The 25,060-nt window shown below is 66.5% G+C and carries 22 protein-coding genes; 9 read left to right on the forward strand and 13 right to left on the reverse strand.

From position 1 onward, the window contains the following. From QSV36_RS13170 to QSV36_RS13180, 3 genes are all read right to left on the reverse strand, one after another. Positions 1-562 (reverse strand): TetR/AcrR family transcriptional regulator (locus QSV36_RS13170; RefSeq protein WP_289132170.1); only part of this gene is annotated, 562 nt, incomplete at its 3' end. 12 nt (positions 563-574) lie between these two features. Continuing rightward, complete coding sequence (locus QSV36_RS13175; RefSeq protein ID WP_289132172.1) at positions 575-1,423, reverse strand: 3-hydroxybutyryl-CoA dehydrogenase; 849 nt, start codon at positions 1,421-1,423, stop codon at positions 575-577. Positions 1,424-1,436: 13 nt separating this feature from the next. Then, positions 1,437-2,621 (reverse strand): acetyl-CoA C-acyltransferase family protein, encoded by a 1,185-nt coding sequence (locus tag QSV36_RS13180; protein ID WP_289132173.1) that lies wholly within the window; start codon positions 2,619-2,621, stop codon positions 1,437-1,439. A 168-nt stretch (positions 2,622-2,789) separates the two neighbouring features. Between QSV36_RS13180 and QSV36_RS13185 the strand changes: the two genes are divergently transcribed. After that, positions 2,790-3,800, forward strand: a complete 1,011-nt coding sequence (locus QSV36_RS13185; protein ID WP_289132175.1) for an AraC family transcriptional regulator — start codon at positions 2,790-2,792, stop codon at positions 3,798-3,800. Positions 3,801-4,150: 350 nt separating this feature from the next. Here the strand turns inward: QSV36_RS13185 and QSV36_RS13190 are convergent, their stop codons facing one another. Further along, positions 4,151-4,588, reverse strand: a complete 438-nt coding sequence (locus QSV36_RS13190) for a carboxymuconolactone decarboxylase family protein (RefSeq protein WP_289132177.1) — start codon at positions 4,586-4,588, stop codon at positions 4,151-4,153. A gap of 195 nt (positions 4,589-4,783) precedes the next feature. Here QSV36_RS13190 and QSV36_RS13195 point away from each other — a divergent pair, with 195 nt between their 5' ends. Next, positions 4,784-5,242, forward strand: coding sequence for a nucleoside deaminase (locus QSV36_RS13195; RefSeq protein ID WP_289132179.1), 459 nt, complete (start codon positions 4,784-4,786; stop codon positions 5,240-5,242). Next, positions 5,239-6,435, forward strand: coding sequence for a cyanate transporter (locus tag QSV36_RS13200; RefSeq protein WP_289132180.1), 1,197 nt, complete (start codon positions 5,239-5,241; stop codon positions 6,433-6,435). Before QSV36_RS13195 ends, QSV36_RS13200 begins: the two co-directional genes overlap by 4 nt. Here the strand turns inward: QSV36_RS13200 and pdxR are convergent. The 7 genes from pdxR to glcD form a co-directional block, all read right to left on the reverse strand. Further along, positions 6,428-7,861 carry a MocR-like pyridoxine biosynthesis transcription factor PdxR gene (pdxR, locus tag QSV36_RS13205; RefSeq protein ID WP_289132182.1) on the reverse strand — a complete coding sequence of 478 codons (1,434 nt, stop codon included), beginning with the start codon at positions 7,859-7,861 and terminating at the stop codon, positions 6,428-6,430. The two genes, QSV36_RS13200 and pdxR, sit on opposite strands and share 8 nt — an antisense overlap. 86 nt (positions 7,862-7,947) lie before the next feature. Further along, a complete protein-coding gene (locus tag QSV36_RS13210; protein WP_225777380.1) occupies positions 7,948-8,286 on the reverse strand; it encodes a hypothetical protein in 339 nt (112 codons plus the stop codon). A gap of 194 nt (positions 8,287-8,480) precedes the next feature. Then, a complete protein-coding gene (locus QSV36_RS13215) occupies positions 8,481-10,652 on the reverse strand; it encodes a malate synthase G (protein WP_289132183.1) in 2,172 nt (723 codons plus the stop codon). Positions 10,653-10,739: 87 nt separating this feature from the next. Beyond that, on the reverse strand, positions 10,740-11,138 hold the full coding sequence (locus QSV36_RS13220; protein ID WP_289132184.1) for a heme-binding protein: 399 nt from the start codon (positions 11,136-11,138) through the stop codon (positions 10,740-10,742). After that, on the reverse strand, positions 11,131-12,366 hold the full coding sequence (gene glcF / locus QSV36_RS13225; protein WP_289132185.1) for a glycolate oxidase subunit GlcF: 1,236 nt from the start codon (positions 12,364-12,366) through the stop codon (positions 11,131-11,133). Before glcF ends, QSV36_RS13220 begins: the two co-directional genes overlap by 8 nt. Before the next feature lie 9 nt (positions 12,367-12,375). Beyond that, complete coding sequence (gene glcE, locus QSV36_RS13230) at positions 12,376-13,428, reverse strand: glycolate oxidase subunit GlcE (protein WP_289132187.1); 1,053 nt, start codon at positions 13,426-13,428, stop codon at positions 12,376-12,378. After that, on the reverse strand, positions 13,428-14,927 hold the full coding sequence (gene glcD / locus QSV36_RS13235; RefSeq protein ID WP_289132189.1) for a glycolate oxidase subunit GlcD: 1,500 nt from the start codon (positions 14,925-14,927) through the stop codon (positions 13,428-13,430). The genes glcE and glcD overlap by 1 nt, the downstream gene beginning before the upstream one ends. 196 nt (positions 14,928-15,123) lie before the next feature. Between glcD and glcC the strand changes: the two genes are divergently transcribed. After that, positions 15,124-15,888, forward strand: a complete 765-nt coding sequence (glcC, locus tag QSV36_RS13240; protein ID WP_289132190.1) for a transcriptional regulator GlcC — start codon at positions 15,124-15,126, stop codon at positions 15,886-15,888. Between the two features lie 64 nt (positions 15,889-15,952). Here glcC and QSV36_RS13245 read toward each other — a convergent pair whose 3' ends face one another. Beyond that, the gene (locus QSV36_RS13245) at positions 15,953-16,270 is read right to left on the reverse strand and encodes a DUF2388 domain-containing protein (RefSeq protein WP_289132193.1); all 318 of its coding nucleotides are present in this window, start codon (positions 16,268-16,270) and stop codon (positions 15,953-15,955) included. A 210-nt stretch (positions 16,271-16,480) separates the two neighbouring features. On the opposite strand from QSV36_RS13245, the gene QSV36_RS13250 reads away from it, so the two are divergent. After that, positions 16,481-17,107, forward strand: coding sequence for a glutathione S-transferase family protein (locus QSV36_RS13250; RefSeq protein WP_289132196.1), 627 nt, complete (start codon positions 16,481-16,483; stop codon positions 17,105-17,107). Between the two features lie 37 nt (positions 17,108-17,144). Here QSV36_RS13250 and mrdA read toward each other — a convergent pair whose 3' ends face one another. Next, positions 17,145-19,040: a penicillin-binding protein 2 gene (mrdA, locus tag QSV36_RS13255; RefSeq protein WP_289132199.1), complete on the reverse strand. Its 1,896-nt coding sequence runs from the start codon at positions 19,038-19,040 to the stop codon at positions 17,145-17,147. Positions 19,041-19,303: 263 nt separating this feature from the next. On the opposite strand from mrdA, the gene QSV36_RS13260 reads away from it, so the two are divergent. The 4 genes from QSV36_RS13260 to alr all read left to right on the forward strand — a co-directional run bounded on the left by QSV36_RS13260 (position 19,304) and on the right by alr (position 25,042). Next, positions 19,304-19,972: an ABC transporter ATP-binding protein gene (locus QSV36_RS13260; protein WP_289132202.1), complete on the forward strand. Its 669-nt coding sequence runs from the start codon at positions 19,304-19,306 to the stop codon at positions 19,970-19,972. Next, positions 19,969-22,428, forward strand: a complete 2,460-nt coding sequence (locus tag QSV36_RS13265) for an ABC transporter permease (protein ID WP_289132204.1) — start codon at positions 19,969-19,971, stop codon at positions 22,426-22,428. The genes QSV36_RS13260 and QSV36_RS13265 overlap by 4 nt, the downstream gene beginning before the upstream one ends. Continuing rightward, positions 22,418-23,485: a lipocalin-like domain-containing protein gene (locus QSV36_RS13270; RefSeq protein ID WP_289132207.1), complete on the forward strand. Its 1,068-nt coding sequence runs from the start codon at positions 22,418-22,420 to the stop codon at positions 23,483-23,485. The genes QSV36_RS13265 and QSV36_RS13270 overlap by 11 nt, the downstream gene beginning before the upstream one ends. A gap of 327 nt (positions 23,486-23,812) precedes the next feature. Then, the gene (gene alr, locus QSV36_RS13275) at positions 23,813-25,042 is read left to right on the forward strand and encodes an alanine racemase (protein WP_289132210.1); all 1,230 of its coding nucleotides are present in this window, start codon (positions 23,813-23,815) and stop codon (positions 25,040-25,042) included. Positions 25,043-25,060: the final 18 nt, after the last annotated feature.

The following is a 25,060-nucleotide window of genomic DNA, read 5'->3' on the forward strand; positions in this document are numbered from 1 at the left end:
GCCCACCCACCAGCATGCTTTCCATCAAGCCCAGCCCTTGTTCCTCGGGCAACGCCTTCAACAGCCCCGGCAACTGGTTCAGCAGCGTCGCCAGCACATGCGCGGTAGCCACCAGGGCTTCCCCCTGCAGCTTCGCCTGCGGTGCGATCAACCGCAGCAACCCCGCCTCATAGCGCTTGCGCAACAAGGCCAGGCGCGCCTGCTGGTCGTCGCTCAGGCAACACAAGTCGCGCTCCGCCAGGCGAAACTGCATCGGCCGCTCGGCATGCAACTGCCAGTGTGCTGCGATCAGGCAGCTCAACGCCGACGCGCCACGGGCCATGGCCCGGCGGCCCTGGTCCAGGGTGGCCTGCAACTCCTCGTACAACTCTTCGATCAGGTCGTACAACAGGTCCTGCTTGCTGGGAAAGTGGTGGTACAGCGAGCCGGCGGTCAGGCCTACATGGGCCGCCAGCTCGCGCATGCTGACCTGGCCGAAGCCCTTTTCGGCAAACAGCGCCATGGCCCGCTCACGTCGCTCCTCGAAATTGGCACAGCGCATCGCGGCATTGACCGGGGGCATGGCGTTCGCTCCTCAGTAGGTGAAGAAACCGCGGCCGCTCTTGCGTCCGAGCCAACCGGCCGCAACCATTTCCTTGAGCAGCGGGGCAGGGCGGTACTTGCTGTCGTTGAAGCCTTCATGGAACGCCTCCATGATCGCCAGCAGCGTGTCCAGGCCGATCAGGTCGGCCAGGGCCAGCGGGCCGATCGGCTGGTTGCAGCCCAGGCGCATGCCGGTGTCGATGTCTTCGGCACTGGCCAGGCCTTCCTGACGCACGAAGATCGCTTCGTTGATCATCGGCACCAGGATGCGGTTGACCACGAAGCCCGGGCGGTTGCCGGCAGTGATCGGGGTCTTGCCGACCTTTTCGGTCACCACCAGCGCCTGGGCATAGGTGCTGTCGCTGGTCTGCAGGCCGCGGATGATCTCGACCAGTGCCATCATCGGCACCGGGTTGAAGAAATGCACGCCGATGAAACGCTCGGGGTGCTCGATGCTGGCGGCCAGTTGGGTGACTGACAGCGACGAGGTGTTGGTGGCGATGATGCATTCGGCGGCGACGTTGGCCGCAACCTGCTGCAGGATGCGTTGCTTGAGCTGCAGGTTTTCGCTGGCCGCCTCGATCACCAGTTGCGCAGCGCTGAGCTGGGTGTAGTCGGTACTGGTGCGGATACGCGCTTTCGCCACCGCAGCCTTGTCCGCATCGAGGGTGCCCTTGCTGACCTGGCGCTCGAGGTTCTTGCTCAGGGTGGCCACGCCGCGCTCCAGCGCCGCGTCGGAAACATCCACCAGCAACACCTGGTAGCCGGCGACTGCACACACCTGGGCGATGCCGTTGCCCATGGTGCCGGCGCCAATCACGGCAATTTGTTCAATGTTCATCTGTCAGGCTCCCTCAAACGCGCTCGAAGACCACGGCGATGCCTTGGCCACCGCCGATGCACATGGTGGCCAAGGCGTAGCGGCCCTGGATGCGCTGCAGTTCATGGATGGCCTTGGTGGCGATGATCGCGCCGGTGGCGCCGACCGGGTGGCCAAGGGATATACCCGAGCCGTTTGGGTTGACCTTTTCCGGGTCGAAGCCCAGTTCGCGGGCCACGGCGCAGGCCTGGGCGGCAAACGCTTCGTTGGATTCGATCACGTCCAGGTCCTGCACCTTCAGGCCGGTCTTTTCCAGTACCTTGCGGGTGGCCGGGATCGGGCCCAGGCCCATCAGCTCCGGCTCGACGCCGGCATGGGCGTAGCCCACCAGGCGTGCCAGAGGCTTGAGACCCAGGCGGCGCACCGCGTCACCCGTGGCCAGCACCAGGCCGCCAGCGCCGTCGTTGATGCCGCTGGCGTTGCCGGCGGTGACGGTACCGTCTTTCTTGAATACCGGCTTCATCCCGGCCAGTTGCTCGGCGGTCACTTCGCCCCGGACATGCTCATCCACACTGAACTGCACGCTGCCCTTGCGGGTTTTCAGCTCCAGCGGGACGATCTGGCTGGCGAAACGGCCTTCGGCGATGGCGCGGGCGGCGCGGCGCTGGCTGGTCAGGGCCAGTTCGTCCTGCATCTCGCGGGTAATGCCGTGTTTGGCCGAGACGTTCTCGGCAGTGATACCCATGTGGAAGTGCTCGAACGGGTCCTGCAGCACGCCGACGGTGTAGTCGATACCTTGCAGGTCACCCATGCGCGCACCCCAGCGGGCCTGTGGCAGCAGGTACGGGCCACGGCTCATGGATTCGGCGCCGGCCGCCACCGCCACGTCGGTGTCGCCGAGCAGCAGGCACTGGGCGGCCGAGACGATGGCCTGCAGGCCGGAACCGCACAGGCGGTTGACGTTGAAGGCGGGGGTTTCCTTGGGGATGCCGGCGTTCATCGCCGCGACCCGGGCCAGGTAGGCGTCGCGTGGCTCGGTGGGGATCACCGTGCCCATCACCAGGTGGCCGATGTGCTCGGCAGCCACACCCGAGCGCTCGATGGCGGCACGGGTGATGGCGCTGGCCAGGTCAGCCAGCGGCAGGTCCTTGAGGGAGCCGCCAAAGCCACCAATGGCGGAACGGACGGCACTGACGACATAGATTTCTGCGCTGCTCATAGGGGCTCCGATTGCGAAGGCATGGCGGGACCGGGCCAGGCTCTGCGAGAATGGCCGACGATCCCGGAGTGGGACCGAGTCTAGGCAAAGGCTCTGTTGCAGCCTATGCCGGAACTGTTCAGACAACCTGGCACTTTTTGCCACTCAGCATAGACAGCGAAAACCGCCATGCGCGATAGCGATTCGGTCGCCGTGTACTTCCTCAATGCCATGCTCCACGCCCTGCGTGGCTGCCCCGATGAACGCGATGCACAACTGCGCGCGGTGGGCATCGACCCGCAACTGCTCGCGCAGCCCCAGGCCCGCGTGCCGGCCAAGGCCTTTGCCCAGCTGTGGCTGGCGCTGATCCAGCGCCTGGATGACGAATTCTTCCGCCTCGACAGCCATGGCATGCCGCAGGGCAGTTTCGCCCTGATCTGCCGCGGCCTGATCCTCGAGCCGAACCTGGAAAAAGCCCTGCGCCAGTGCATGGCCGGTTTCGGCCTGTTCCTGCGCGACTTGCGCGGCAGCCTGACGGTGCGTGGCGGGCGGGCCGTGATCAGCGTGTACTCGAACATTGCCGACCCGCTGACCCGGGTGTATGCCGAGGAAACCTACCTGGTACTGATGATCGGCATGCTGTGCTGGCTGGCCGGGCGGCGGATCGCCATCGACCGTACCGAACTGGCGGTGTCGCGCCCGGCGCAAGAGGACGACCTGTTGTTGTGGGGGCCGGACCTGCGCCTGGGTAGCGGGCGTACCGAAGTGGAGTTCGACAGCGCCTACCTGCGCCTGCCGGTGGTGCAGGACCTGGCCGCCCTGAAAACCTTCCTGCGCAGTGCGCCACAGGGGCTGGTGATTCGCTTCCGCAACCAGAACGGGCTGGTGGCCGAGGTGTACCGGCACCTGCGGGCGCGGCGTTATGGGCAATGGCCGACGCTGGCGGCGCTGGCGCAGCAGCAGGGCGTCAGTGCCAGCACGTTTCGCCGCCAGCTGGAGCGGGAAGGCCGCTCCTACCAGCAGATCAAGGACGAGGTGCGCCGGGCAATGGCCTTCGAGCGCTTGCGCGAAGGGGTGTTGAGCATTGCCGAGATCGCCGAGCAGGCGGGGTTCCAGGAGCCCAGTGCGTTTCACCGGGCATTCAAGAAGTGGACCGGGCAGAGCCCTGGCAGCTACCGGGCGCGTTTGGCCGGACGATAGCATTTACCTGCACCGGCCTATCGCCGGCAAGCCGGCTCCCACCGGTACGGCGCAACTTTCGAATGCCATGAATTCCCTGTGGGTGCAACTGTCCTGCTCAAATGTTCAAAGCGGGCGTTATTTCTGGACTGCCCCCAAGGGTTGGATTGGTGTCCAACTTCTTGGGGCAGTCCATTCTGTGGGAGCGGGCTTGCCCCGCGAACACGGGCGAAGCCTGTGCCATCCACTGCGTCGCCTGTTTCGCCGGCAAGCCGGCTCCCACAGGTACGGCGCAACTTTGTGCATGCCATGAATCCCTGTGGGAGCGGGTTCACCCGCGAAGAGGCTGGCACTGGCAGCGGCTCAAATGATCAGGCTGGCACCATGGCAAACCCGACGCCAAAGCGGTTCCAGGCATTGATGGTGGCAATCGCCAGGGTCAGGTTGGCCACCTCGGCCGGTTCGAAGTGCTCCTGCAAGGCATCATAGTGGGCCTGCGGCGCACCGTGCTCGGGCAGCCGGGTCAGGCTTTCGACCCAGGCCAGCGCAGCGCGCTCGCGTGGGCTGAAGTAGCTGGTTTCCTGCCAGACGCACAAGGTCTGCAGGCGCGCTTCGGTCTCACCAGCCTTGCGCGCGTCGTTGGCGTGCAGGTTGACGCAGTAGGCGCAGCCGTTGATCTGCGAAGCCCGCAGGCGCACCAGCTCCAGCAGCGATTGCTCCAGGCCGCTCCTGGCCAGGGCCTGTTCCAGGCCGACCATCGCCTGGTAGGCCTCAGGTGCGTGTTTGGCCCATTCGATACGGTTGTGCATGGCTAACTCCAAGGGGGTAGGTGGGATGGCGCTACTGTAGCGCCGGCCATGCGCCGCCCCGATAGCCAATCGCGCGCATGAACAGGAGGCCAATCGGCTATTCGGCTGGCCACTGACAAGCATCCAATCTCTTCATTTCTGCCCTGACCTCGGGGCCGGGATAATGGCCGGGTATTGCTATTGGAGAAGCCATTCATGTCCGCAGAACATTTCATGCGCGAAGCCCTCGACCTGGCCCGCGCCAACATCCGCGCCGGTGGTCGGCCCTTCGGCGCTGTGCTGGTGTACCAGGGGCAGGTGCTGGCGCGCGCGGTCAACGAGATACACAGCACCCAGGACCCTACCGCCCACGCCGAGATGCAGGCCATCCGCAAAGCCAGCCATGCGCTGGGCCAGGCGCGCCTGGCGGGTGCCGAAATCTACGCCAGCGGCCATCCATGCCCGATGTGCCTGGCGGCCATGCATCTGTGTGGTATCGAGCGCGCCTGGTTTGCCTACGACAACACCGAGGGCGAACCCTTCGGCTTGTCCACCGCGGCGGTGTACGCGCAGATGGCCCGCCCGCCGCAACAGCAGAGCCTGCCGCTACGCGCACTGAAGCCCAGCGGCGAAGCCGGCCTGTACCAGGAATGGCTGCAGGCCAACCAGCAATGAGCGCGGCATTTAACCTGTTGCTGGTGATCTTGTTGGCACTGAACCTGCGGCCGATCCTGACCAGTATCGGCCCGTTGCTCGAGGCCATGCGCGCCAGTACCGGCCTGGGCTACCAGCAAGCGGCCTTGCTGACGGCGTTACCGGTGCTGTGTATGGGCCTGGTGCCGCTGCTGCAGCCATGGTTGCAGCGCTGGCTCAGCGAACATCGCGGCATGCTCGCGGGCCTGGCGGCGATCGCTCTGGCCTGCCTGTGGCGCCTGCAACTGGACAGTGCCTGGGCGCTGATTGCCAGTGCGCTGTTGGCCGGCCTGGGGGTAGCGCTGGTCCAGGGCATGATGCCAGGGTTGGTCAACCGCTGGTTCCCCGGGCGCCTGGCCGCCGCGATGGGCCTGTATTCGGCGGCGCTGATGAGCGGCGGCGGCCTGGCCGCCGTGCTCGGGCCGCACGTCAGTGACTACTTTGGCCATTGGCAGGTCGGCCTGGGCCTGTGGGCCGCCCCTGCGCTGCTGGCGCTGCTTGCCTGGGCCATGCTGCGGCCTCGCCGGCACGTACCGACGCAGGCCGGTGCTGCGCGTGGGCACTGGTTCGGGACGCGCCGGGCCTGGTTGCTGGCGCTGTACTTCGGCCTGATCAATGGCGGCTACACCAGCATGGTCGCCTGGTTGCCGGCCTATCACATGGAGCACGGCGGCAGCGCCCAGGGCGGCGCAGACCTGGTTGGCCTGATGACCCTGTTCCAGGTGGCTGGTGCACTGGGCCTGCCGCTGCTGTTGCGGCGCTGGACAGACCGCCGCCCCGGCCTGTGGCTGGCACTGGCGATCCAGCTGGCGGGTTTCCTCGGCCTGCTGCTGGCGCCCACACTGGCACCGGGGCTGTGGGTGGCGTTGATCGGCTTCGGCCTGGGCGCCTGTTTCAGCCAGAGCCTGACGTTGACCCTCGAGCATCTCAAGACCCCGGCCGAGGCAGGCAGCCTGGCGGCGTTCGTGCAGGGTATCGGTTTCATCATCACCGGCATCGTGCCGTACATCACTGGCTGGTTGCGCGATGTGAGCGGCGACTTCCAGGCGTCGTGGACACTGCTGAGCGTGACTGTGCTGGCCATGCTGCTGGTGACTGTCTGCTTCAACCCGCGCGGCTACGCCGCTGCCATCGCCCGCCCGCTGCCGACAGGCAAGGCCGCGGCGGTCAACTGAGGCGCTGCAAGGTATCGCGCACGCGGTCCAGCGCCGGGTCGATGTCCAGCAGTTCGATGGCGCCAAAGCCCAGCAGCAGCCCGGGGCGCACCGGGGTCTCGCTGAAGAACGGTGCCAGCGAGTAAAGGCCGACCTCCACCTTGCGTGCCAGGTTGGCCAGCAGCTCGACATCTACCCCAGGCTTGGCCAGCGCACTGAGGTGGAAGCCGGCACTGGCGGGAATGGCACTGAACCATGGCGCCAGGTCGCCGCCCAGGCGTGCTAGGATGCGTTCGCGGCGGGCGCTGTATATGTCGTGGCAACGGCGGATGTGTCTGTTCAGGTGGCCTTTGGCCAGAAAGCGCGCCAGCGCCCACTGCAACAGGGTCGGGCTGTGCCAGTCACTGAGGTGCTTGGCCACGCAGGCGGCTTGCAGCACGGCGGGTGGAAGCACGGCATAACCCAGGCGCAGTTCCGGCAGCAGGGTCTTGGAAAAGGTTCCCACATAGGCCACCAGGCCATGGCGGTCGAGGCGCTGCAGCGCATCTGCCGCCGGCCCGTGGTAGCGGAACTCGCAGTCGTAATCGTCTTCGATGATCAACGCCCCCAGCTCGGCGGCCCGCGCCAGCAGGGCGTGCCGGCGTGGCTCGCTCATCGGCATGCCCAGCGGGAACTGGTGCGAAGGCGTCACATAGATCAGCCGGGTGCCGTCGGCGATCTGCTCCACGCACAGGCCTTCGTCATCCACCGGCACGCACTGCAGACGCGCACCCAGCGCCAGGAACAGTTGCCGGGCGGGCGGATAGCCGGGGTCCTCCATGGCCACCTGGCAACCCGGCTCGATCAGGACCCGGGCGATCAGGTCCAGTGCCTGCTGGGCGCCGTTGCACACCAGCAGGTCGGCGGCACTGCAATGCACACCCCGGGCGTAGGCGATGTGGTGGGCAATGGCCTCGCGCAGCTCGGCCAGGCCCTGGGCCGGGAAGTGCCGCTCGGGGTGGCGCTGGCTGCGACGCAGGGCGTAGTTCAGGCAACTGCGCCACTGGTCGAACGGGAACTGCGCCTTGTTCGAGGCCCCGCCGACGAAGTCATAGCGTGAGGGGGATTCCAGCTGGCGACGGCCGAGCACGGTGGCGCGTTGCTGCCAGCGTTCGAGCGAAGCGGCGCTGGCCAGCGGGAGGGTGGTGGAGGCACTGCTGCGCAGCGGCTGACGCGGGGTGATGAAGGTGCCGCGCCCGACCACACCGCTCAACAGGTTGTCATAGGTCAGGCGCGAGTAGGCTTCGGCCACGGTCTTGCGTGACACGCCGAGTTGCTCGGCCAGCAGGCGGCTTGGCGGCAGTTGGGTGCCGGCAGCCAGGTGGCCGCTATCGATGCCGGCACGCAATTGCTGGTAGAGCTGGTCGGCCAGGCCTTTGCGGCCGTGCAGGCGAATATGCAGTTCCATAGGCGGGTCCGCAGTGGGGGGGGAGCGCTCAGGATAGCGGGTACCAGCGGCCGTGTGTTGCGCAAGAGGCGATGGCATGCGGGTGTTCAGATGCGGGCCGTACTCACCGTGATATAGCCTTTGTTCGCCAAGGCTATGCGGATCACCGTTTCATCCGCTGGCGCCGTGCGGGTGCGCTTGATGCGCACGCCTTCCACTGCTGCCGCCTTCATATGCTGCGCAATGGCCCGCCCGTGCGCGTCGAAGAACACCTCGCTGGCCAGCAATTCGATACGCTCGATCAACTGCCGGGAGCGTTCATCCGTGGCGCAGAAGAACATCACCCCTGACAGGTGGGGGTCTTCGTCGGGGTTGTCCATGTCATGGGCCAGCAGTTCGCGCAGGCTGCTGCGCAATTCGGCGGTGGAGCGGGCGTACTGGTGCATGCGGAGCCTCCTCTGGATCGCGACCTTGCGTCTCCAGTGCCGATCATGTTTTCAACGGCCAGGGGCAACAAGTAGGGCGTTTCCGAACGCCCTGTAGGAAAAGGCTGAGCGGGACAAGGCCCGCCCAGACTGGCTAGTGGCAAGGGTGGCGGCGGCCTTGCACCAGGCCGCTGCCGATCAGGGGGTGCCGCCCTCTAGCGCTGGACCTCCTGTTTGAAGCGCAACCGCCAGCCATGCAGCAATGGCTCGGTGTAGCCGCTCGGCTGCTTGCGCCCTTCGAACACCAGCGCCCGCGCGGCGCGGAAGGCATGTGAGGCAGTGAAATCGGCCGCCATCGGCCGGTACGCCGGGTCTGCGCCATTCTGCTGGTCGACCACGGCGGCCATGCGCTGCAAGGTCGCCTCGACCTGTTCGGCATCAACCACCCCATGGTGCAGCCAGTTGGCAATGTGCTGTGCCGAAATCCGCAAGGTCGCGCGATCTTCCATCAGGCCCACATCGTGGATATCCGGCACCTTGGAACAGCCGATGCCGTGCTCGACCCAGCGCACCACATAGCCGAGGATGCCCTGGCAGTTGTTGTCGAGCTCGGCCTGGATCTCGCTGGCAGTCCAGGGGCGCTCGGCGCTCACCGGGACACTGAGCAGGTCATGCAGCAGCTCGGCGCGCTGGGCATCCGCGTCAACCTGTTCCAGCGCCTGCTGCACGGCGGCCACATCCACCTGGTGATAATGCAGCGCATGCAGCGTCGCGGCAGTGGGCGAGGGCACCCAGGCGGTGTTGGCGCCCGCCCTGGGCTGGGCGACTTTCTGTTCGAGCATGGCCGCCATCAGGTCGGGCATGGCCCACATGCCCTTGCCGATCTGCGCCTTGCCACGCAGGCCGCAGGCCAGCCCGACCAGCACGTTGCTGCGCTCGTAGGCCTGGATCCAGGCGCTGCCCTTCATGTCGCCCTTGCGCAGCATGGCCCCGGCTTCCATGGCCGTGTGCATCTCGTCGCCGGTGCGGTCGAGGAAGCCGGTGTTGATGAACACCACCCGTGACGCGGCGTTGGCGATGCAGGCCTTGAGGTTGACGCTGGTACGCCGCTCCTCGTCCATGATGCCCATCTTCAGCGTGTGCGCAGGCAGGCCCAGCAGCGCTTCGACGCGACTGAACAGCTGGTCGGCGAAGGCCACTTCGGCTGGCCCGTGCATCTTCGGCTTGACGATGTACAGGCTGCCCTCGCGGGAGTTGCCGCGGCGCTTGAGGTCGTGCAGGCCGATCAGGCTGGTGACCACGGCATCGAGGATGCCTTCCGGGATCTCCTGGCCGTCACGGTCGAGAATGGCCGGGTTGGTCATCAGGTGGCCGACGTTGCGGATAAAGAGCAGCGAGCGGCCCGGCAGGGTCAATGGCTGGCCGTCCGCGCCTTGGTAGTCGCGGTCTGCCGCCAGGCTGCGGACGAAGGTCTTGCCGCCTTTGCTGACCTGTTCGCTGAGGTCGCCCTTCATCAGGCCGAGCCAGTTGCGGTACACGTTGACCTTGTCGTCGGCATCCACCGCGGCCACCGAGTCTTCGCAATCGATGATGGTGGTAAGCGCCGCCTCCAGGAGAATGTCCTTGACCCCGGCCGGGTCCTGCTGGCCGATGGCGTGGCTGGGGTCGATCTGGATTTCGAAATGCAGGTGGTGATGTTGCAACAGGATCGCGCTCGGCCTGTTCGGCTCACCTTGGTAGCCGCGCCATTGCCCAGGGTGTTCTAGACCGACCTGGCGGCCATCGGCCAAGGTGACTTGCAGCCTGCCCTGGTTGACCGTGTAGGCCCTGGCATCGTCATGTGATGCCCCTGGCAGCGGCGCACTGGCATCGAGGAACTGGCGGCCGAAGGCAATCACCTTGGCACCGCGCACCGGGTTGTAGCCATGGCCACGTTCGGCACCCTCGGTTTCGGCGATGGCATCGGTGCCATACAGCGCATCGTACAGCGAGCCCCAACGGGCGTTGGCGGCATTCAGGGCGTAGCGGGCGTTGCTCAGTGGCACCACCAGTTGCGGGCCGGCCTGCTCGGCGATTTCACGGTCGACGTTGCGGGTGCTGACCTGCACGTTCGCGGGGGCTTCCACGAGGTAACCAATGCCGTGCAGAAACTGCTGATAGGCGGCCATGTCACGGATCGGGCCGGGGTGCTGGCGGTGCCAGTGGTCCAGTTCGCCCTGCAGGCGCTCGCGTTCGGCGAGCAGGGCGCGGTTTTGCGGGGCAAGGTCGTGAACCAGGGTACTGAAACCTTGCCAGAAGGCACGGGCCTCGATGCCGGTGCCGGGCAGCACTTCGTCTTCAATGAAGCGCTGCAGGGTGGGGGCGATGTGCAATGGGTGGTTTGGCATGGGTTGTTCGCTCGAAAGTCTGTCGTCGGAAAAGAGAGCAGGTGCCGGCCTTTCGCGGGTTTACTCGCGAAAAGGCCGGCACCGGATTCAGAGGGCCGCAGCCCCGGCCATGGCCACCTGGGCATCCTGCGCGGGCTTTACCCCGGATACGCCAATGGCGCCCACCACCTGGCCATCCACCCGCAGCGGCACGCCCCCTTCGAGGCTGGTCAGCAGCGGCGCGGTGACGAATGCCGTGCGGCCTGCATTGACCATTTCCTCGTAATCCCGCGTTTCTCTGCGCCCAAGCGCTGCGCTGCGCGCTTTTTCCATGGCGATGTAGGCACTGGCCGGGGCGCAGCCATCCAGGCGTTCCAGGGCCAGCGGGTGACCGCCGTCGTCGACCACGGCAATGGTCACGTTCCACTGTTGCGCCAGGGCGTCCTGGCGGGCGGCGCTGAGCACACGGGCGATTTCGGCCTGGCCGATTACGGGCTTGCTATGCATGGGGGTTCTCCGGGTTCAAGGCTGCTTCGACGATTTCGATCCAGTGCCGCACCGGTGTGCGCCCGGCCCCGTCGAGGTGGGCCTGGCAGCCGATGTTGGCGGTGGCGATGACTTGCGGTTTGCCGCTTTCCAGGGCGTTGAGGCGGTTGTCGCGCAGTTGCCGCGACAGTTCGGGCTGGGTCAGCGAGTAGGTGCCGGCCGAGCCGCAGCACAGGTGGCTGTCGGCGACCGCGGTCAGGGTGAACCCAAGGCGCGTGAGCAAGGCTTCCACGGCCCCGCCCAGTTTCAACGCGTGTTGCAGGGTGCAGGGGCAATGGAAGGCCAGGCGCTGTTCGGCGCACAGGCCCAGTTGTTCGAGCGGCTCGTCGCGCAGTACCTCTACCAGGTCGCGCGACAGCGCGCTCACGCGCGCAGCCTTGGCCGCGTAGTGCGGGTCGTTTGCCAGCAGGTGGCCATAATCGCGCACAAATGCGCCACAGCCGCTGGCGGTCTGCACGATGGCCTCGGCGCCGGCCTCGATGGCCGGCCACCAGGCGTCGATATTGCGCCGCGCGCGTTGCAGGCCTTGCTCCTGGGCATTGAGGTGGTAGTCCACCGCGCCACAGCAACCGGCTTGGCGAATCGGCTCCACACTGATGCCCAGGCGGTCCAGCAGGCGTGCGGCGGCGGCATTGGTGTTGGGCGACAGGGCCGGTTGCACGCAGCCTTCCAGCAACAGGACCCGCCGCGCATGACGGGCTGCCGGACGCACGCCGGGGGCGGCAACCCGGGCCGGCAGCTTGTGCCTGAGCGCGGCCGGCAGCAGCGGGCGCAGCGCCTGGCCGCTGCGGGTCAGGGCCTTGAACAGCGCCGGGCGCGGCACCACTGCACGCAGGCCCTGGCGCAGCAGGCGCTGGCCGAGTGGGCGCGGTACCTGCTGGTCGACCACGGCGCGGCCGATATCCAGCAGATCGTGGTACTTCACCCCGGAAGGGCAGGTGGTTTCGCAATTGCGGCAACTCAGGCAGCGGTCCAGGTGCGTCTGGGTACTGGCGCTCACTGGCTCGCCTTCGAGCATCTGCTTGATCAGGTAGATGCGCCCGCGTGGGCCATCCAGTTCATCGCCCAGCAACTGATAGGTGGGGCAGGTGGCCGTGCAGAAACCACAATGCACGCAGGAGCGCAGGATGCTTTCGGCTTCGTCGGCGCGGGCCAGGCGCCGGGCGCTTTCGCTGAGGTTGGTTTGCATGGTCTGGGCTCACAGGTCCGGGTACAGGCGGCCAGGGTTGAATATGCCCTGGGGGTCGAGTTGCTGCTTGAGGGCGCGGTGGTAACGCATCAGCGCAGGGGTTAGCGGTGGGCTGCTGGCCGTGCCGGGGGCATGACAGGTGGCATGGCCACCCACCTTGGCGACCTGCTCGCGGATGTCCTCTGCTGCTGCGGTGGATTTCAGCCAGCGCTGGGCACCACCCCAATCGAGCAGTTGCCGGCCGGGCAACTCCAGTTCGCCGGTGGCCAGCGGCACCGACAGGCGCCATAGCGGTGCAGGGTCAGCAAAAAACGCCAGGCGCTGCTCGCGCAGGTCGCTCCAGAAGCGGCTGTCGAGCGTTCCACCGCCCAGGCGCTGGCGTGCTGACTGCACCGACCCTTCACCGCCTTCCAGGCGCAGGTACAGCGCGTCGCCGTCATGGCAGGCAGCGCTGATCGGCAACGGCTGCTGGCCCCATTCAGCGAGTTCCAGCAGCGCCTCGTGGCGGCTCATCGGCAGGCGCAGGCTCAGGCACTGGCGCGGACGCGGCAGCACTTTCAGCGACACCTCGGTCAGCAGCCCCAGGCAACCGAAGCTGCCCGCCATCAGCCGCGACACGTCGTAACCGGCTACGTTCTTCATCACCTCGCCACCAAAGCGCAGCAACTTGCCATGGCCGGTGATCACCCGTGTGCCCAGCACGTAATCGCGCACCGACCCGGCCCACGGCCGCCGTGGCCCTGACAGCCCGGCCGCGACCATGCCACCCAAGGTGGCATCGGGGCCGAGGTGCGGCGGCTCGCAGGGCAGCATCTGGCCGGCTTCGTGCAGCACCGCCTCGATTTCGCGCAGCGGCGTACCGGCTCGGGCGGTGAGCACCAGCTCGGTCGGGTCGTAGCTGACGATGCCGCGGTGGCTGCGAGTGTCCAGCACCTCGCCGGCAACCGGATTGCCGAGCATGGCTTTGCTGTTGCCGCCCTGGATACGCAGCGCCGTGGCCTGGTTCAATGCCTGGCTGACCTGCTCCAGCAGGGCCTGGCTCATATCACGGTCCATGCTCATCAGAAGCGCTCCAGCTCGGGGAAGGGCAGTTGCCCGTGGTGCACGTGCATCGCGCCGAATTCGGCGCAACGGTGCAGGGTGGGGATGTTCTTGCCGGGGTTGAGCAGGCCCTGCGGGTCGAAGGCGGCCTTGACCGCATGGAACAGGGTGATTTCCTCAGCGTTGAACTGTGCGCACATCTGGTTGATTTTCTCGCGCCCGACGCCATGCTCGCCGGTGATGCTGCCGCCGACCGCCACGCACAGCTCGAGAATCTTGCCGCCGATGGCCTCGGCGCGCTGCAGTTCGCCCGGCAGGTTGGCATCGAACAGGATCAGCGGATGCATGTTGCCGTCACCGGCGTGGAACACGTTGGCCACGCGCAGGCCATACTCGCGGGACAGGTCACTGATGCCTTTGAGCACCCTCGGCAGCTCGCGGCGCGGTATGGTGCCGTCCATGCAGTAGTAGTCCGGGGAAATGCGCCCCACCGCCGGGAAGGCGTTCTTGCGCCCGGCCCAGAAGCGCACGCGTTCGGCCTCGTCGCTGGCCAGCCGCACCTCGCGCGCCCCGGCCCGGGCCAGCACAGCGGCGACCCTTTCACAGTCGTCGTGCACATCGGCTTCGACGCCATCCAGCTCGCACAGCAGGATGGCCGCCGCGTCCACCGGGTAGCCGGCGTGGATGAAGTCCTCGGCGGCGCGGATCGCCAGGTTGTCCATCATTTCCAGGCCGCCGGGGATGATCCCGGCGGCGATGATCTCGGCCACGGCCCGGCCAGCATCCTCGACGCTGTCGAAACTGGCCAGCAGCACCCTTGCCACCTGGGGTTTGGGCAACAGCTTGACGGTGACTTCGGTGACGATGCCGAGCATGCCTTCGGAGCCGGTGAACAGCGCCAGCAGGTCGAAGCCGGGGCTGTCCAGGGCATCGCTGCCGAGGGTCAGGCGTTCGCCTTCAACGGTCAGGATCTCGACCTTGAGCAGGTTGTGCACGGTCAGGCCGTACTTCAGGCAGTGCACGCCACCGGCGTTTTCGGCCACGTTGCCGCCGATGGAACAGGCAATTTGCGAGGACGGGTCTGGCGCATAGTACAGGCCGTGCGGGGCGGCGGCCTGGGAGATGGCCAGGTTGCGCACGCCGGGCTGCACCCGGGCGAAGCGGCCCTGCGGGTTGACTTCGAGGATGCGATTGAAACGCGCCATCACCAGCAGGATGCCCTTGGCCAGCGGCAAGGCACCGCCCGACAGGCCGGTACCGGCGCCGCGTGCGACCACCGGCACGCCGCGCTGGTGGCAGAGCCTGAGCAACGCCTGCACCTGCTCCAGGCGCTCGGGCAGCACCACCAGCAGCGGCACCGTGCGGTAGGCGGAAAGGCCATCGCATTCGTAGGGTTTGAGGTCTTCCTCGCGGTGCAGCACCTCGAGGTCCGGCAGGGCATCGCGCAGCGCCTGCAACAGGGCCGGCTGGTCCACGGCAGGCAGGGCGCCATCGACGCGTTCGTCGTAAAGGATGTTCATGGGCTCACTCGGCAACGGTTCTTGTCGTTATTGGCACATCGCTCACCCTTTGCAGCCTGCGCGTCATAGGGGTTGGGGTCGAGTAGCGGGTGAGCTGGTCCTACCAGTTTGTGCCCGAAGCACTGGTTATTGACGGTAGGGCTCGGCTAGATTGGGGCCGGCAGGCAAACTGGTCCTACCAGTGGGAGGGTGCGCAATGGGTACTGAAGGCAAGGCCAAGGTCGCCGACCAGGTGGCCGAACGGGTCGAACGGCTGATCGTCGAGGGTGTGCTCAAGGTCGGCCAGGCCCTGCCATCGGAGCGGCGCCTGGTGGAGAAGCTCGGCTGCTCGCGTTCGGCGTTGCGTGAAGGCCTGCGCATCCTGCGTGGGCGCGGCATCATCGACACCGAGCAGGGCCGCGGTTCGTTCGTCGCCGACCTGACCGGGCAGGCCGGGGGCACACCGTTGATGCACCTGTTCACTTCGCAGCCGCGCACGCTGTTCGACCTGCTGGAAGTGCGCGCGCTGCTGGAGGCCGAATCGGCGCGCCTGGCCGCCTTGCGTGCCACTGATATCGACCGGCTGCTGATCCGCCGGCGCTATGACGAGATGCTTGCCGCGCATGCCGGCCACGAGGCGCTCGATGCCCGTGAACATGCCCGCCGCGACCACGCCTTCCACCGCGCGATCAGCGAGGCGTCGCACAACCCGGTGCTGGTGCTTACCTTGCAATCGCTGAGCGACCTGACCTTGAGCACGGTCTTCGCCTCGGTCAACAACCTGTATTGCCGCCCGGCGCAGAAGCGCCAGATCGACCGTCAGCATGCCCGCTTGTATCACGCCGTGATGGAGCAGCTGCCCGAGCAGGCGCAGAGGGCCGCGCGGGAGCACATCAACGGCATACGCGACAGCTTGCGCGAAATCGAGCAGGAGGAGCAGCGCTTGGTGCGGGCGACCATGCGTATGGATGGTTGGGGGTGAGGTTGACCAGTACTGGCCCCGGTGCAGGCAAGCCCGCGCAGAGGCCGGTACTGGGAGGGATCAATCAGTGATTGGCGACGGTATCGTCTTGCGACAGGATCGCCCGCGCCAGTTCTTCATCACTGGCCTGTAGGCCAGGGTGGTCCTTCCGGGCCTGTTCCAGCGCCGCCTCCACATAGGCGCCACGGATTGCACCGCCGCTGGCGACATAAGCGGAAAGCTCGTCACGCGCCGGGATGATCCGTTTGTCGTCCTTGAAGGTCGAGTAGAGCGAAGCGGAAACACCGGCCGAGGTGGCGACGTCGCCCGCGTCGACGTCAGCCAGGGCGGCACCGGCAGGCAGCAGAAGCAGCAAGGCAGGGGCGAGGAGTAGGTGGCGCATGGCATGTTCTCCAGTAACGTGCAGCACAGGGAAATAAACCACTCAGTGTTTAAGAGCGTGCGAACCTGGCCGGAGTTCCATGCAGTGTTCCACGGCCGGTGCGGCCAGCCGTCAGCAATCGTGCGTTGACTGTGGCGAGCCCGGCGTGATTTGCTCGGGTTGCCCACTACGGGCCCGCGCGATCGTTCAACGGAATCTGAAGGTCCTCTAATGCCCGACTACAGGCTGCATTGCTTCGCCGAATCCGGTAACGCCTACAAGGCTGCGCTGATGCTTGAACTCACTGGCCAGGATTGGCAGCCGGTGTTCGTCGACTTCTTCAATGGCCAGACCCGCGCGCAAGCCTGGCGTGACGAAGTGAACGAACAGGGCGAGGTGCCGGTGCTGGAACATGCCGGCAAAACCTTCACTCAGTCTGCGCTGATTCTCGACTATCTCGCCGCGCAGACCGGGCAGTTAGGCCCTCGCGACGAGGAGGAAAAACGCGAGATCTGGCGCTGGATGCTGTTCGACAACCACAAGTTCACCAGCTATTACGCGGCGCTGCGTTTCCTGTTTTGCCTGAAGAATGCCGGCGAAACGGATGTGACCCGGTTCCTGCGCGAGCGTGCTCAGGCGGCCTACGGTATCGTCGACGCTCACCTGGCAAAGGCCCCGTTCATGGTGGGTGGCCGCCTGACCATCGCCGACCTGTCGCTGGCGGGGTATGTGTACATGCCGGAGGACACCGGCATCCGGTTGGCGGAATTCACCCATATCGAGGCCTGGAAGGCCCGGATCCAGGCATTACCGGGATGGAAACACCCGTACGAGCTGATGCCCCGCGCAGCCGCCTGAGGCGTACCGCTGCCGAGCTGTCACGCCGTTTTCATGCCTAGCTGTGTGGCGCAGTGTGCGCGCCTGCGCCACCGGCATATTCAGGCTTCAGATGGCCCTGTTCGTCCAGCAGATAGGCGTCCATGACCTCTCGCACCACCGGGCCCGCTACCCGTCCACCGGCTTCGCCGTTCTCGATCATCACCGCTACCACCATGCTTGGGTGGTCAGCAGGCGCAAAGCCGACGAACAGGGCGTTGTCGCGGTGCCGTTCCTGGGTCTTGTCGCGGTTGTAGCGCTCGCCCTGCTTGATCGCCACCACCTGCGCGGTGCCGCTCTTGCCGGCAATCCGGTACTGCGCGCCAGCCGCTGCGGCGCGGGCGATCCCCCGCGGGTCGTGCATGACCATCTGCATGCCCTGGCTGACCTGGTCCCAGGCATGCTTGTCGTGCAGCACGATGTCGGGCATCGGGTGGGGGTCGACCGGGGCTGCACCGCCCACGGTCCGCGCCAGGTGCGGGCGGTGCCAGACGCCCTTGCTCGCCAGCAGGCTGGTGGCCTGGGCCAGTTGCAGCGGGGTGACCTGCATGTAGCCCTGGCCGATGCCAAGGATCAGCGTCTCGCCCGGGAACCAGGCCTGGCGCCGCGTGGCACGTTTCCACTCGGCCGATGGCATCAGCCCAGGGGCTTCCTCGAACATGTCCAGCGACACCTTCTGACCCAGGCCGAACTCGGCCAGGTAGTCGTGCAGGCGGTCGATGCCGAGCTTGTGGGCCAGGTCGTAGAAGTAGGTGTCGTTGGAGCGCATGATGGCGGTGTACATGTCCACCCAGCCATCGCCGCTACGGTTCCAGTTGCGGTACTTGTGGTCATAGTTGGGCAGTTCGTAGTAGCCAGGGTCGAATACCCGGCTGCCTGGGGTGATCACGCCGCTGTCGAGGCCGGCAATCGCGACCTCCGGCTTGACCGTCGAGCCCGGTGCATAGAGGCCACGCAGGACACGGTTGAACAGCGGTCGGTCGATCGAGTCGCGCAGCGCAGCGTACTGCTTGAAGCTGATGCCCTTGACGAACAGGTTGGGGTCGAAGCTGGGGTTGCTGACCATGGCCAGCACATCGCCGTTGGCCGGGTCGAGCACTACCACCGAGCCACGCCGGTCGCCCAGGGCTTTTTCCGCCGCCAGTTGCAGGTGCGCGTCCAGGGTCAGGACGATGTCCTGGCCCGGGGTCGGGTCCTTGTGGTTGAGCACCCGCATCACCCGGCCCTGGGCGTTGGTCTCGACCTCCTCGTAACCCAAGTGACCATGCAGCTGGCTTTCGTAGAAGTGTTCGATACCGGTCTTGCCGATCGACTGGGTACCGCGGTATTCAGTGTTGTCGAGGGCCTTGGCCTCTTTTTCGTTGATCCGCCCCACGTAGCCCACCGAATGGGCGAAGTGCTCGGCCAGCGGGTATTCGCGGATGAACTGCGGCTCCACTTCCAGGCCCGGCAGGCGGAACTGGTTCACCGCCACCAGGGCGATCTGCTCTTCGCTGAGGCCGACCATCAGGGTGACCGGCTCGAACGGCTTGCGGCCCCGGCGCAGGTCCTTGTCGAACTGCTTGCGCTCGTCTTCGCCCAGGCCCAGTACCTGCGCCAGGGTGTCGAGCACCCTGGCCGTGTCGCCGCCGGCCCGTTCGCGGGTCATGGTCAGGTCGAAGCTGGGTTTGTTGTCGGCCAGCACCACGCCGTTGCGGTCGTAGATCAACCCGCGCTCGGGAGCGATGGGCAGCACGTGCACGCGGTTGTTTTCCGACACCGCGCTCTGCTGGTCATGCTGCACCACCTGCAGCACATAGAGCCGGCCTACCAGGACGGCGCACAGGCTGAAGACCAGGGCGGCGCAGGCCAGAAGCCGGCGGTTGACCAGGTGCTTTTCCTTTTCGTGGTCCTTGAGGGGGATGGGTTGCGGCATCGGCGGTTCTGTCTGCGGGTGGCGTGGCTGGGTCAGGCGCGGGGGCGGTGATGCTACGCAAGGTGCCAGGCCCTCTCAAGGCGAACGCTGCTTGCCGCAACCGGGCGACGCTCGCCACGCCCATGATCATGCGGCCCGCCGCCAAGATGAAGATTTGTTCATCACCAGGGCAGCGGGCTGCAACCTGCCGATGCAACGATACACGCGCATCGCGCCGAACCTGCTATTCCTAAATGGACACCTGAACCGACCAAGGCCCCTCGATGCTGGTCATCGAACAACTGCACAAAGCGTTCCCCACCCCACAAGGCCTGCTGCCGGTATTGCAGGGCGTCGACCTGCACCTGGCACGTGGCAGCAGCCTGGCGCTGATGGGCGAATCAGGCAGTGGCAAAAGCACCTTGCTGCACCTGGTAGCCGGCCTCGATCGCGCCGACCGCGGCCGTATCCTGATCGACGGCGCCGTCCTCGACAGCCGTTGCGAAGCGTCGCTGGCGCTATGGCGGCGCGAGGCGGTTGGCCTGGTATTCCAGCAGTACAACCTGATCAGCAGCCTGGACGTGGCGGCCAACCTTGCCTTCCAGGCGCGCCTGGCTGCGCGGCATGACCCGCATTGGGTCGCCTACCTGGCACAACGCCTGGGCCTGGCGGGTTTGCTGGCGCGGTACCCGGAACAGTTGTCCGGCGGCCAGCAGCAACGGGTTGCCATCGGCCGTGCACTGGCCGGGCGCCCGGCCTGGCTGCTGGCCGACGAGCCCACCGGCAGCCTCGATGAAGCCAGCAGCGACGAAGTACTGAGCTTGCTGCTGCAACTGGTCGCCGAGGCCGGCAGCGGTGTGCTGATGGTGACTCACAGCCCGCGCCTGGCGGCACGCTTGCAGCAGCGTTGCTACTTGCAGGCCGGCCGCGTGCGCGCCGAGCAGGGCCGATGAGACTGCTGTGGCTGGCCCTGTGGGCGTTGCTCAGCCATTGGCGGCGTCACCGTGTGCAGTGCTTCAGCATCTTCACCGGCCTGTGGCTGGCCACGGCCTTGTGGACCGGCGTGCAGGCGTTGAACAGCCAGGCGCGCAGCGACTATGCCCGGGCCAGTGCGGTACTGGCGGCGCCCATGCAGGCGCAACTGGTGGCGCGCCATGGCGAACGCTTCGACCAGGCGCTGTACGTGCAGCTGCGCAGGCTGGGCTGGGCGCTGAGCCCGGTGCTGGAAGGCCGCCTGCGTTTGCCGGGCGAGCCGGCGCGCAGCGTGCGCTTGATCGGCATCGAGCCGTTGAGCCTGCCGCCGGCCAGCAGCATTGCGGGCGTACAGCCGCAGGCATTCGACCTGCAGGCGTTCATTGGCCCGCCTGGGCAAGCCTGGGTCGGGCCAGACCTGCTGCGGCAACTGAAGATGGCCCCGGGGGAGGTGACACGCGACAGCGAAGGGCAACTGCTGCCACCGGTGGTGCTGCAGCCAGCACTGGCACCAGGGGTCATGGTGGTCGATATCGGCCAGGCGCAAGCGCTGCTGCACGCGTCCGGGCAGTTGTCGCGCCTGCTGGCCACTGCACCTGGGCCGCTGCCGGCGCAAGTCGCTGCCGAGCTTGAATGGCAACCCCGGCAGGACGACGGCGGCCTGCAGCGGCTGACCGACAGTTTCCACCTCAACCTCACAGCCCTGGGCCTGCTGGCGTTCGTCGTCGGCCTGTTCATTGCGCATGCCGCGATCGGCCTGGCGCTGGAACAGCGGCGCGGGCTGATCCGCAACCTGCGTGCTTGTGGCATCAACCTGAAGGCCCTGTTGTGGGCGCTGGTGCTGGAACTGGGCCTGTTCGCCGTGCTGGGCGGTGTTGCCGGGGTGGCCAGTGGTTATGCGCTGGCGGCGTGGCTGCTGCCTGATGTGGCCGCCAGCCTGCGTGGCCTGTATGGCGCCCAGGTGGCCGGTACGCTGAGCCTGCCGGCGTGGTGGTGGCTGGCGGGGGTGCTGGTTGGCGTGGTGGGGGCGTTGCTGGCCGGGGTCGGCAGCGTATTGCGCGCTGCACGGCTACCGTTGCTGGCGCTGGCACAACCCCAGGCCTGGCGCCTGGCGCAGGGGCCGTGGTTGCGGCGGCAGGCTTTGCTGGCGGGCCTGCTGCTGGTGCTGGCCCTGGGTTGCGGCCTGCTGGGTAACAGCCTGCCCAGCGCGTTCGGCCTGCTGGCGGGGCTGCTGCTGGCGGCGGCGCTGTTGCTGCCAGCCTTGCTCGACAGCGCGCTGGCCTGGCTGGCGCGCCGTTGCCGGCGACCCTTGGCGCAATGGTTCGTCGCCGATAGCCGTCAGCAACTGCCCGCCTTGGGGCTGGCGCTGATGGCCCTGTTGCTGGCGCTCGCCGCCAGTGTCGGGGTAGGCAGCATGACCGAGGGCTTTCGCCAGACCTTTGTCGGCTGGCTTGACCAGCGCCTGTCGGCCGAGCTGTACATCACCCCACGGGATACCGCCCAAGGCCTGCAGATTGCCGAATGGTTCAAGCAGCAACCGGTGCCCGCCACGCTCCTGCCCGCCTGGCGCGTGGAAACGCAGCTGCAAGGTTGGCCGGTGCAGCTTCAAGGCATCGTCGAACATCCTGCCTACCGCACGCGCTGGCCATTGCTGGAGCAGCAGCCGGGCGCCTGGGAGCGACTGGCCAGCGGGCAGGCCGTGATGCTCAGTGAACAACTGGCCAGGCGTCTGCGCCTGCAACTGGGGGACAGCCTGACGCTGCCGGCAGACACCCCGCGCGCGCTGACTGTCGTAGGTATCTATGCCGACTATGGCAACCCCAAGGGCCATGTCCTGGTCAGCGCCGACGGATTGCGCGAGCACTGGCCGCAGGCAACCCTGACGGGCTTGAGCGTCGATCTGGCCGCAGACCAGGTGCCATCGCTCATGGCCGCATTGCAGCAGCGTTTTGCCCTGGACGACAGCCGGGTGGTCGAGCAGGCGCGACTGAAACGCTGGTCGACCGAGGTGTTCAACCGTACCTTTGCCGCCACCGCTGCGCTCAACAGCCTGACCCTTGGCGTGGCCGGCCTGGCGCTGTTCATCAACCTGCTGACCCTGGGCCAGACCCGCCTGGGCCAGTTGGCGCCCTTGTGGGCGCTGGGGGTGCGGCGGGCGCAACTGGCCTGGCTGAGCCTCGGGCAGACTTTGCTGCTGAGCAGCCTCACCGTGCTGCTGGCGATTCCGCTGGGTATCCTGCTGGCATGGTGCCTGGTCGCGGTGCTGAACGTGCAGGCATTCGGCTGGCGCCTGCCGCTGTATGTGTTCCCCGCACAACTGTTGCATTTGGGCCTGTTGGCCTTGCTGAGCAGCCTGTTGGCCAGCGCCTGGCCCCTGTGGCAGCTGGCGCGTCGCCAGCCGCGCGAACTGTTGAGGCCGTTCACCGATGAAGCGTAGCCTGCGCGTGCTGCTGTGTGGCCTGTTGAGTGGCGTGCTGGGTGGCTGCGAGCAGCCGACGGAGCAGAGCTATGCCGGGCTCGGCCAGCAGGCGGTTGCGTTCAGCCAGGTGACTCGTGGCCAGCACCTGGCCTTCCCGCGCGACCACGGGGCGCATGATGGCTTTCGCATCGAATGGTGGTACGTCACCGCCAACCTGCACGATGCCCGCCAGCGGGACTGGGGCGTGCAGTGGACACTGTTCCGCTCGGCACTGCGCCCCGGCCCGGAGATTGCTGGCTGGAGCAGCCCGAACCTGTGGCTGGGGCACGCGGCGTTGACCGGCCCGGGTGGCCACCAGTCGGCTGAGACCCTGGCGCGTGGCGGCATCGGCCAGGCCGGCGTTCAGGCCCAGCCGTTTCGGGCGTGGATCAATGACTGGTCGCTGCAGGGCAGCGCTGGCATCGACAACCTGCAGATGCTGGCTGCTGGCGAAGGCTTTCGTTATGACCTGCAACTGCACAGCGACGGGCCTTTGGTGTTGCATGGCGAACAGGGTTACAGCGAGAAATCCGGCCAGGGACAGGCTTCGTATTATTACAGCCAGCCGTTCTACCGCGTTCGCGGCTATGTGCAGCGTGGTGGTCAATGTATTGCTGTCACAGGCCGGGCCTGGCTGGACCGGGAGTGGAGCAGCCAGCCATTGGCCCCCGGGCAGACCGGCTGGGACTGGTTTTCGCTGCACCTGGACAACGGCGCCAAGCTGATGCTGTTCCAGGTGCGCCAGGCCCAGGGCGAGGCGTATCGCGCCGGGACCTGGGTGGGCCCGCAAGGTCAGGTGGTAGCGCTGTCGGGCGCGCAGGTCCAGCTGCAGGCGCAGGCCTGGACGCGGCAGAAAAATGGCAAGCGGGTGCCGACGCGCTGGCGGGTGCGGGTGCCGGGGCAGGGCCTGGATGTGCAGGCCGAGGCGCTGGAGCCGCAGGCGTGGATGGACACCCGCTTCCCGTACTGGGAAGGGCCGGTGCGGTTGACCGGGAGTGCGGGTGGGCGCGGTTATCTGGAAATGACCGGGTACTAGGTTCTGTACGAAAAAAATGTCGCAAGCACCGCATGGAACAGGCCAGTGAGACCATGGCGGTTTGGCTGGCTGGAAAGAGAAGCGCCGTATCGTGACACGCTTCAACAAGCTCGCGAAAAGCTACGCCCCCCATGGTCTCACTGGCCTGTTCCATGCGGTGTTGCGACATTTTGTTTCGTATAGAGCCTAGCCGGTGTTGGCTGGGCGCGACACAGCTGGCCATATCCCCAATGGCTATGGCACCCTCGCTGACGGCGTGCCGAGCACCAATACCCTTGGGTCTTTCCGGCCGCATACATCACCAAAAAAAAGAATAGAGAAATCACCATGCCATTTCGCCGTACCCTCCTGGCTGCCTCCCTCGCGCTGCTGATCACTGGCCAAGCCCCGCTGTACGCCGCACCGCCGCTGTCGATGGACAACGGCACCACCACCCTGACTGTGCAGAACAGCAACGCCTGGGTCGAAATCAGCGCCAGCGCGCTGCAGCACAACATTCGCACCTTGCAGGCCGAGCTGGGTGGCAAGTCCAAGTTGTGCGCCGTGCTCAAGGCCGACGCCTATGGCCACGGCATCGGCCTGGTGATGCCATCAATCATTGCCCAGGGCGTGCCCTGCGTGGCGGTGGCCAGCAACGAGGAAGCCCGTGTGGTCCGTGCCAGTGGCTTCACCGGGCAGCTGGTGCGGGTGCGCCTGGCCAGCCTCGGTGAAGTGGAAGATGCCCTGCAGTACGACATGGAAGAACTGGTCGGCAGCGCCGAGTTCGCCCGCCAACTCGATGCCCTGGCCGAGCGTCATGGCAAGACCTTGCGCATCCACCTGGCGCTCAATTCCAGCGGCATGAGCCGCAACGGGGTAGAGATGGCCACCTGGTCCGGCCGTGGCGAAGCACTGCAAATCACCGATCAGAAGCACCTCAAGCTGGTCGCGCTGATGACCCACTTCGCCGTGGAAGACAAGGACGATGTGCGTAAAGGCCTGGCCGCCTTCAACGAGCAGACCGATTGGCTGATCAAGCATGCCAAGCTGGATCGCAGCAAGCTTACCCTGCACGCGGCCAACTCCTTCGCCACGCTGGAAGTGCCGGAAGCGCGCCTGGACATGGTGCGCACCGGCGGCGCGCTGTTCGGCGATACCGTGCCGACGCATACCGAGTACCAGCGGGTCATGCAGTTCAAGTCGCACGTGGCGGCGGTGCACAGCTACCCGGCCGGCAACACCGTCGGTTATGACCGCACCTTTACCCTGACCCGTGATTCGCGCCTGGCCAACATCACCGTCGGTTACTCCGATGGCTATCGCCGGGTGTTCACCAACAAGGGCCATGTGCTGATCAACGGCCACCGTGTACCGGTGGTGGGCAAGGTGTCGATGAACACGTTGATGGTCGATGTCACCGACTTCCCCGATGTGAAGGGTGGCAACGAAGTGGTGTTGTTCGGCAAGCAGGCCGGGGGCGAAATCACCCAGGCCGAGATCGAGGACATCAACGGCGCGCTGCTGGCCGACCTGTATACCGTATGGGGCAGTTCCAACCCGAAGATTCTGGTCGACTGACATAGCCGTTGCAGCAAG

The sequence above is a fragment of the Pseudomonas sp. BCRC 81390 genome, from assembly GCF_030341915.1.
In the GTDB taxonomy this organism is placed as follows: Bacteria; Pseudomonadota; Gammaproteobacteria; order Pseudomonadales; family Pseudomonadaceae; genus Aquipseudomonas.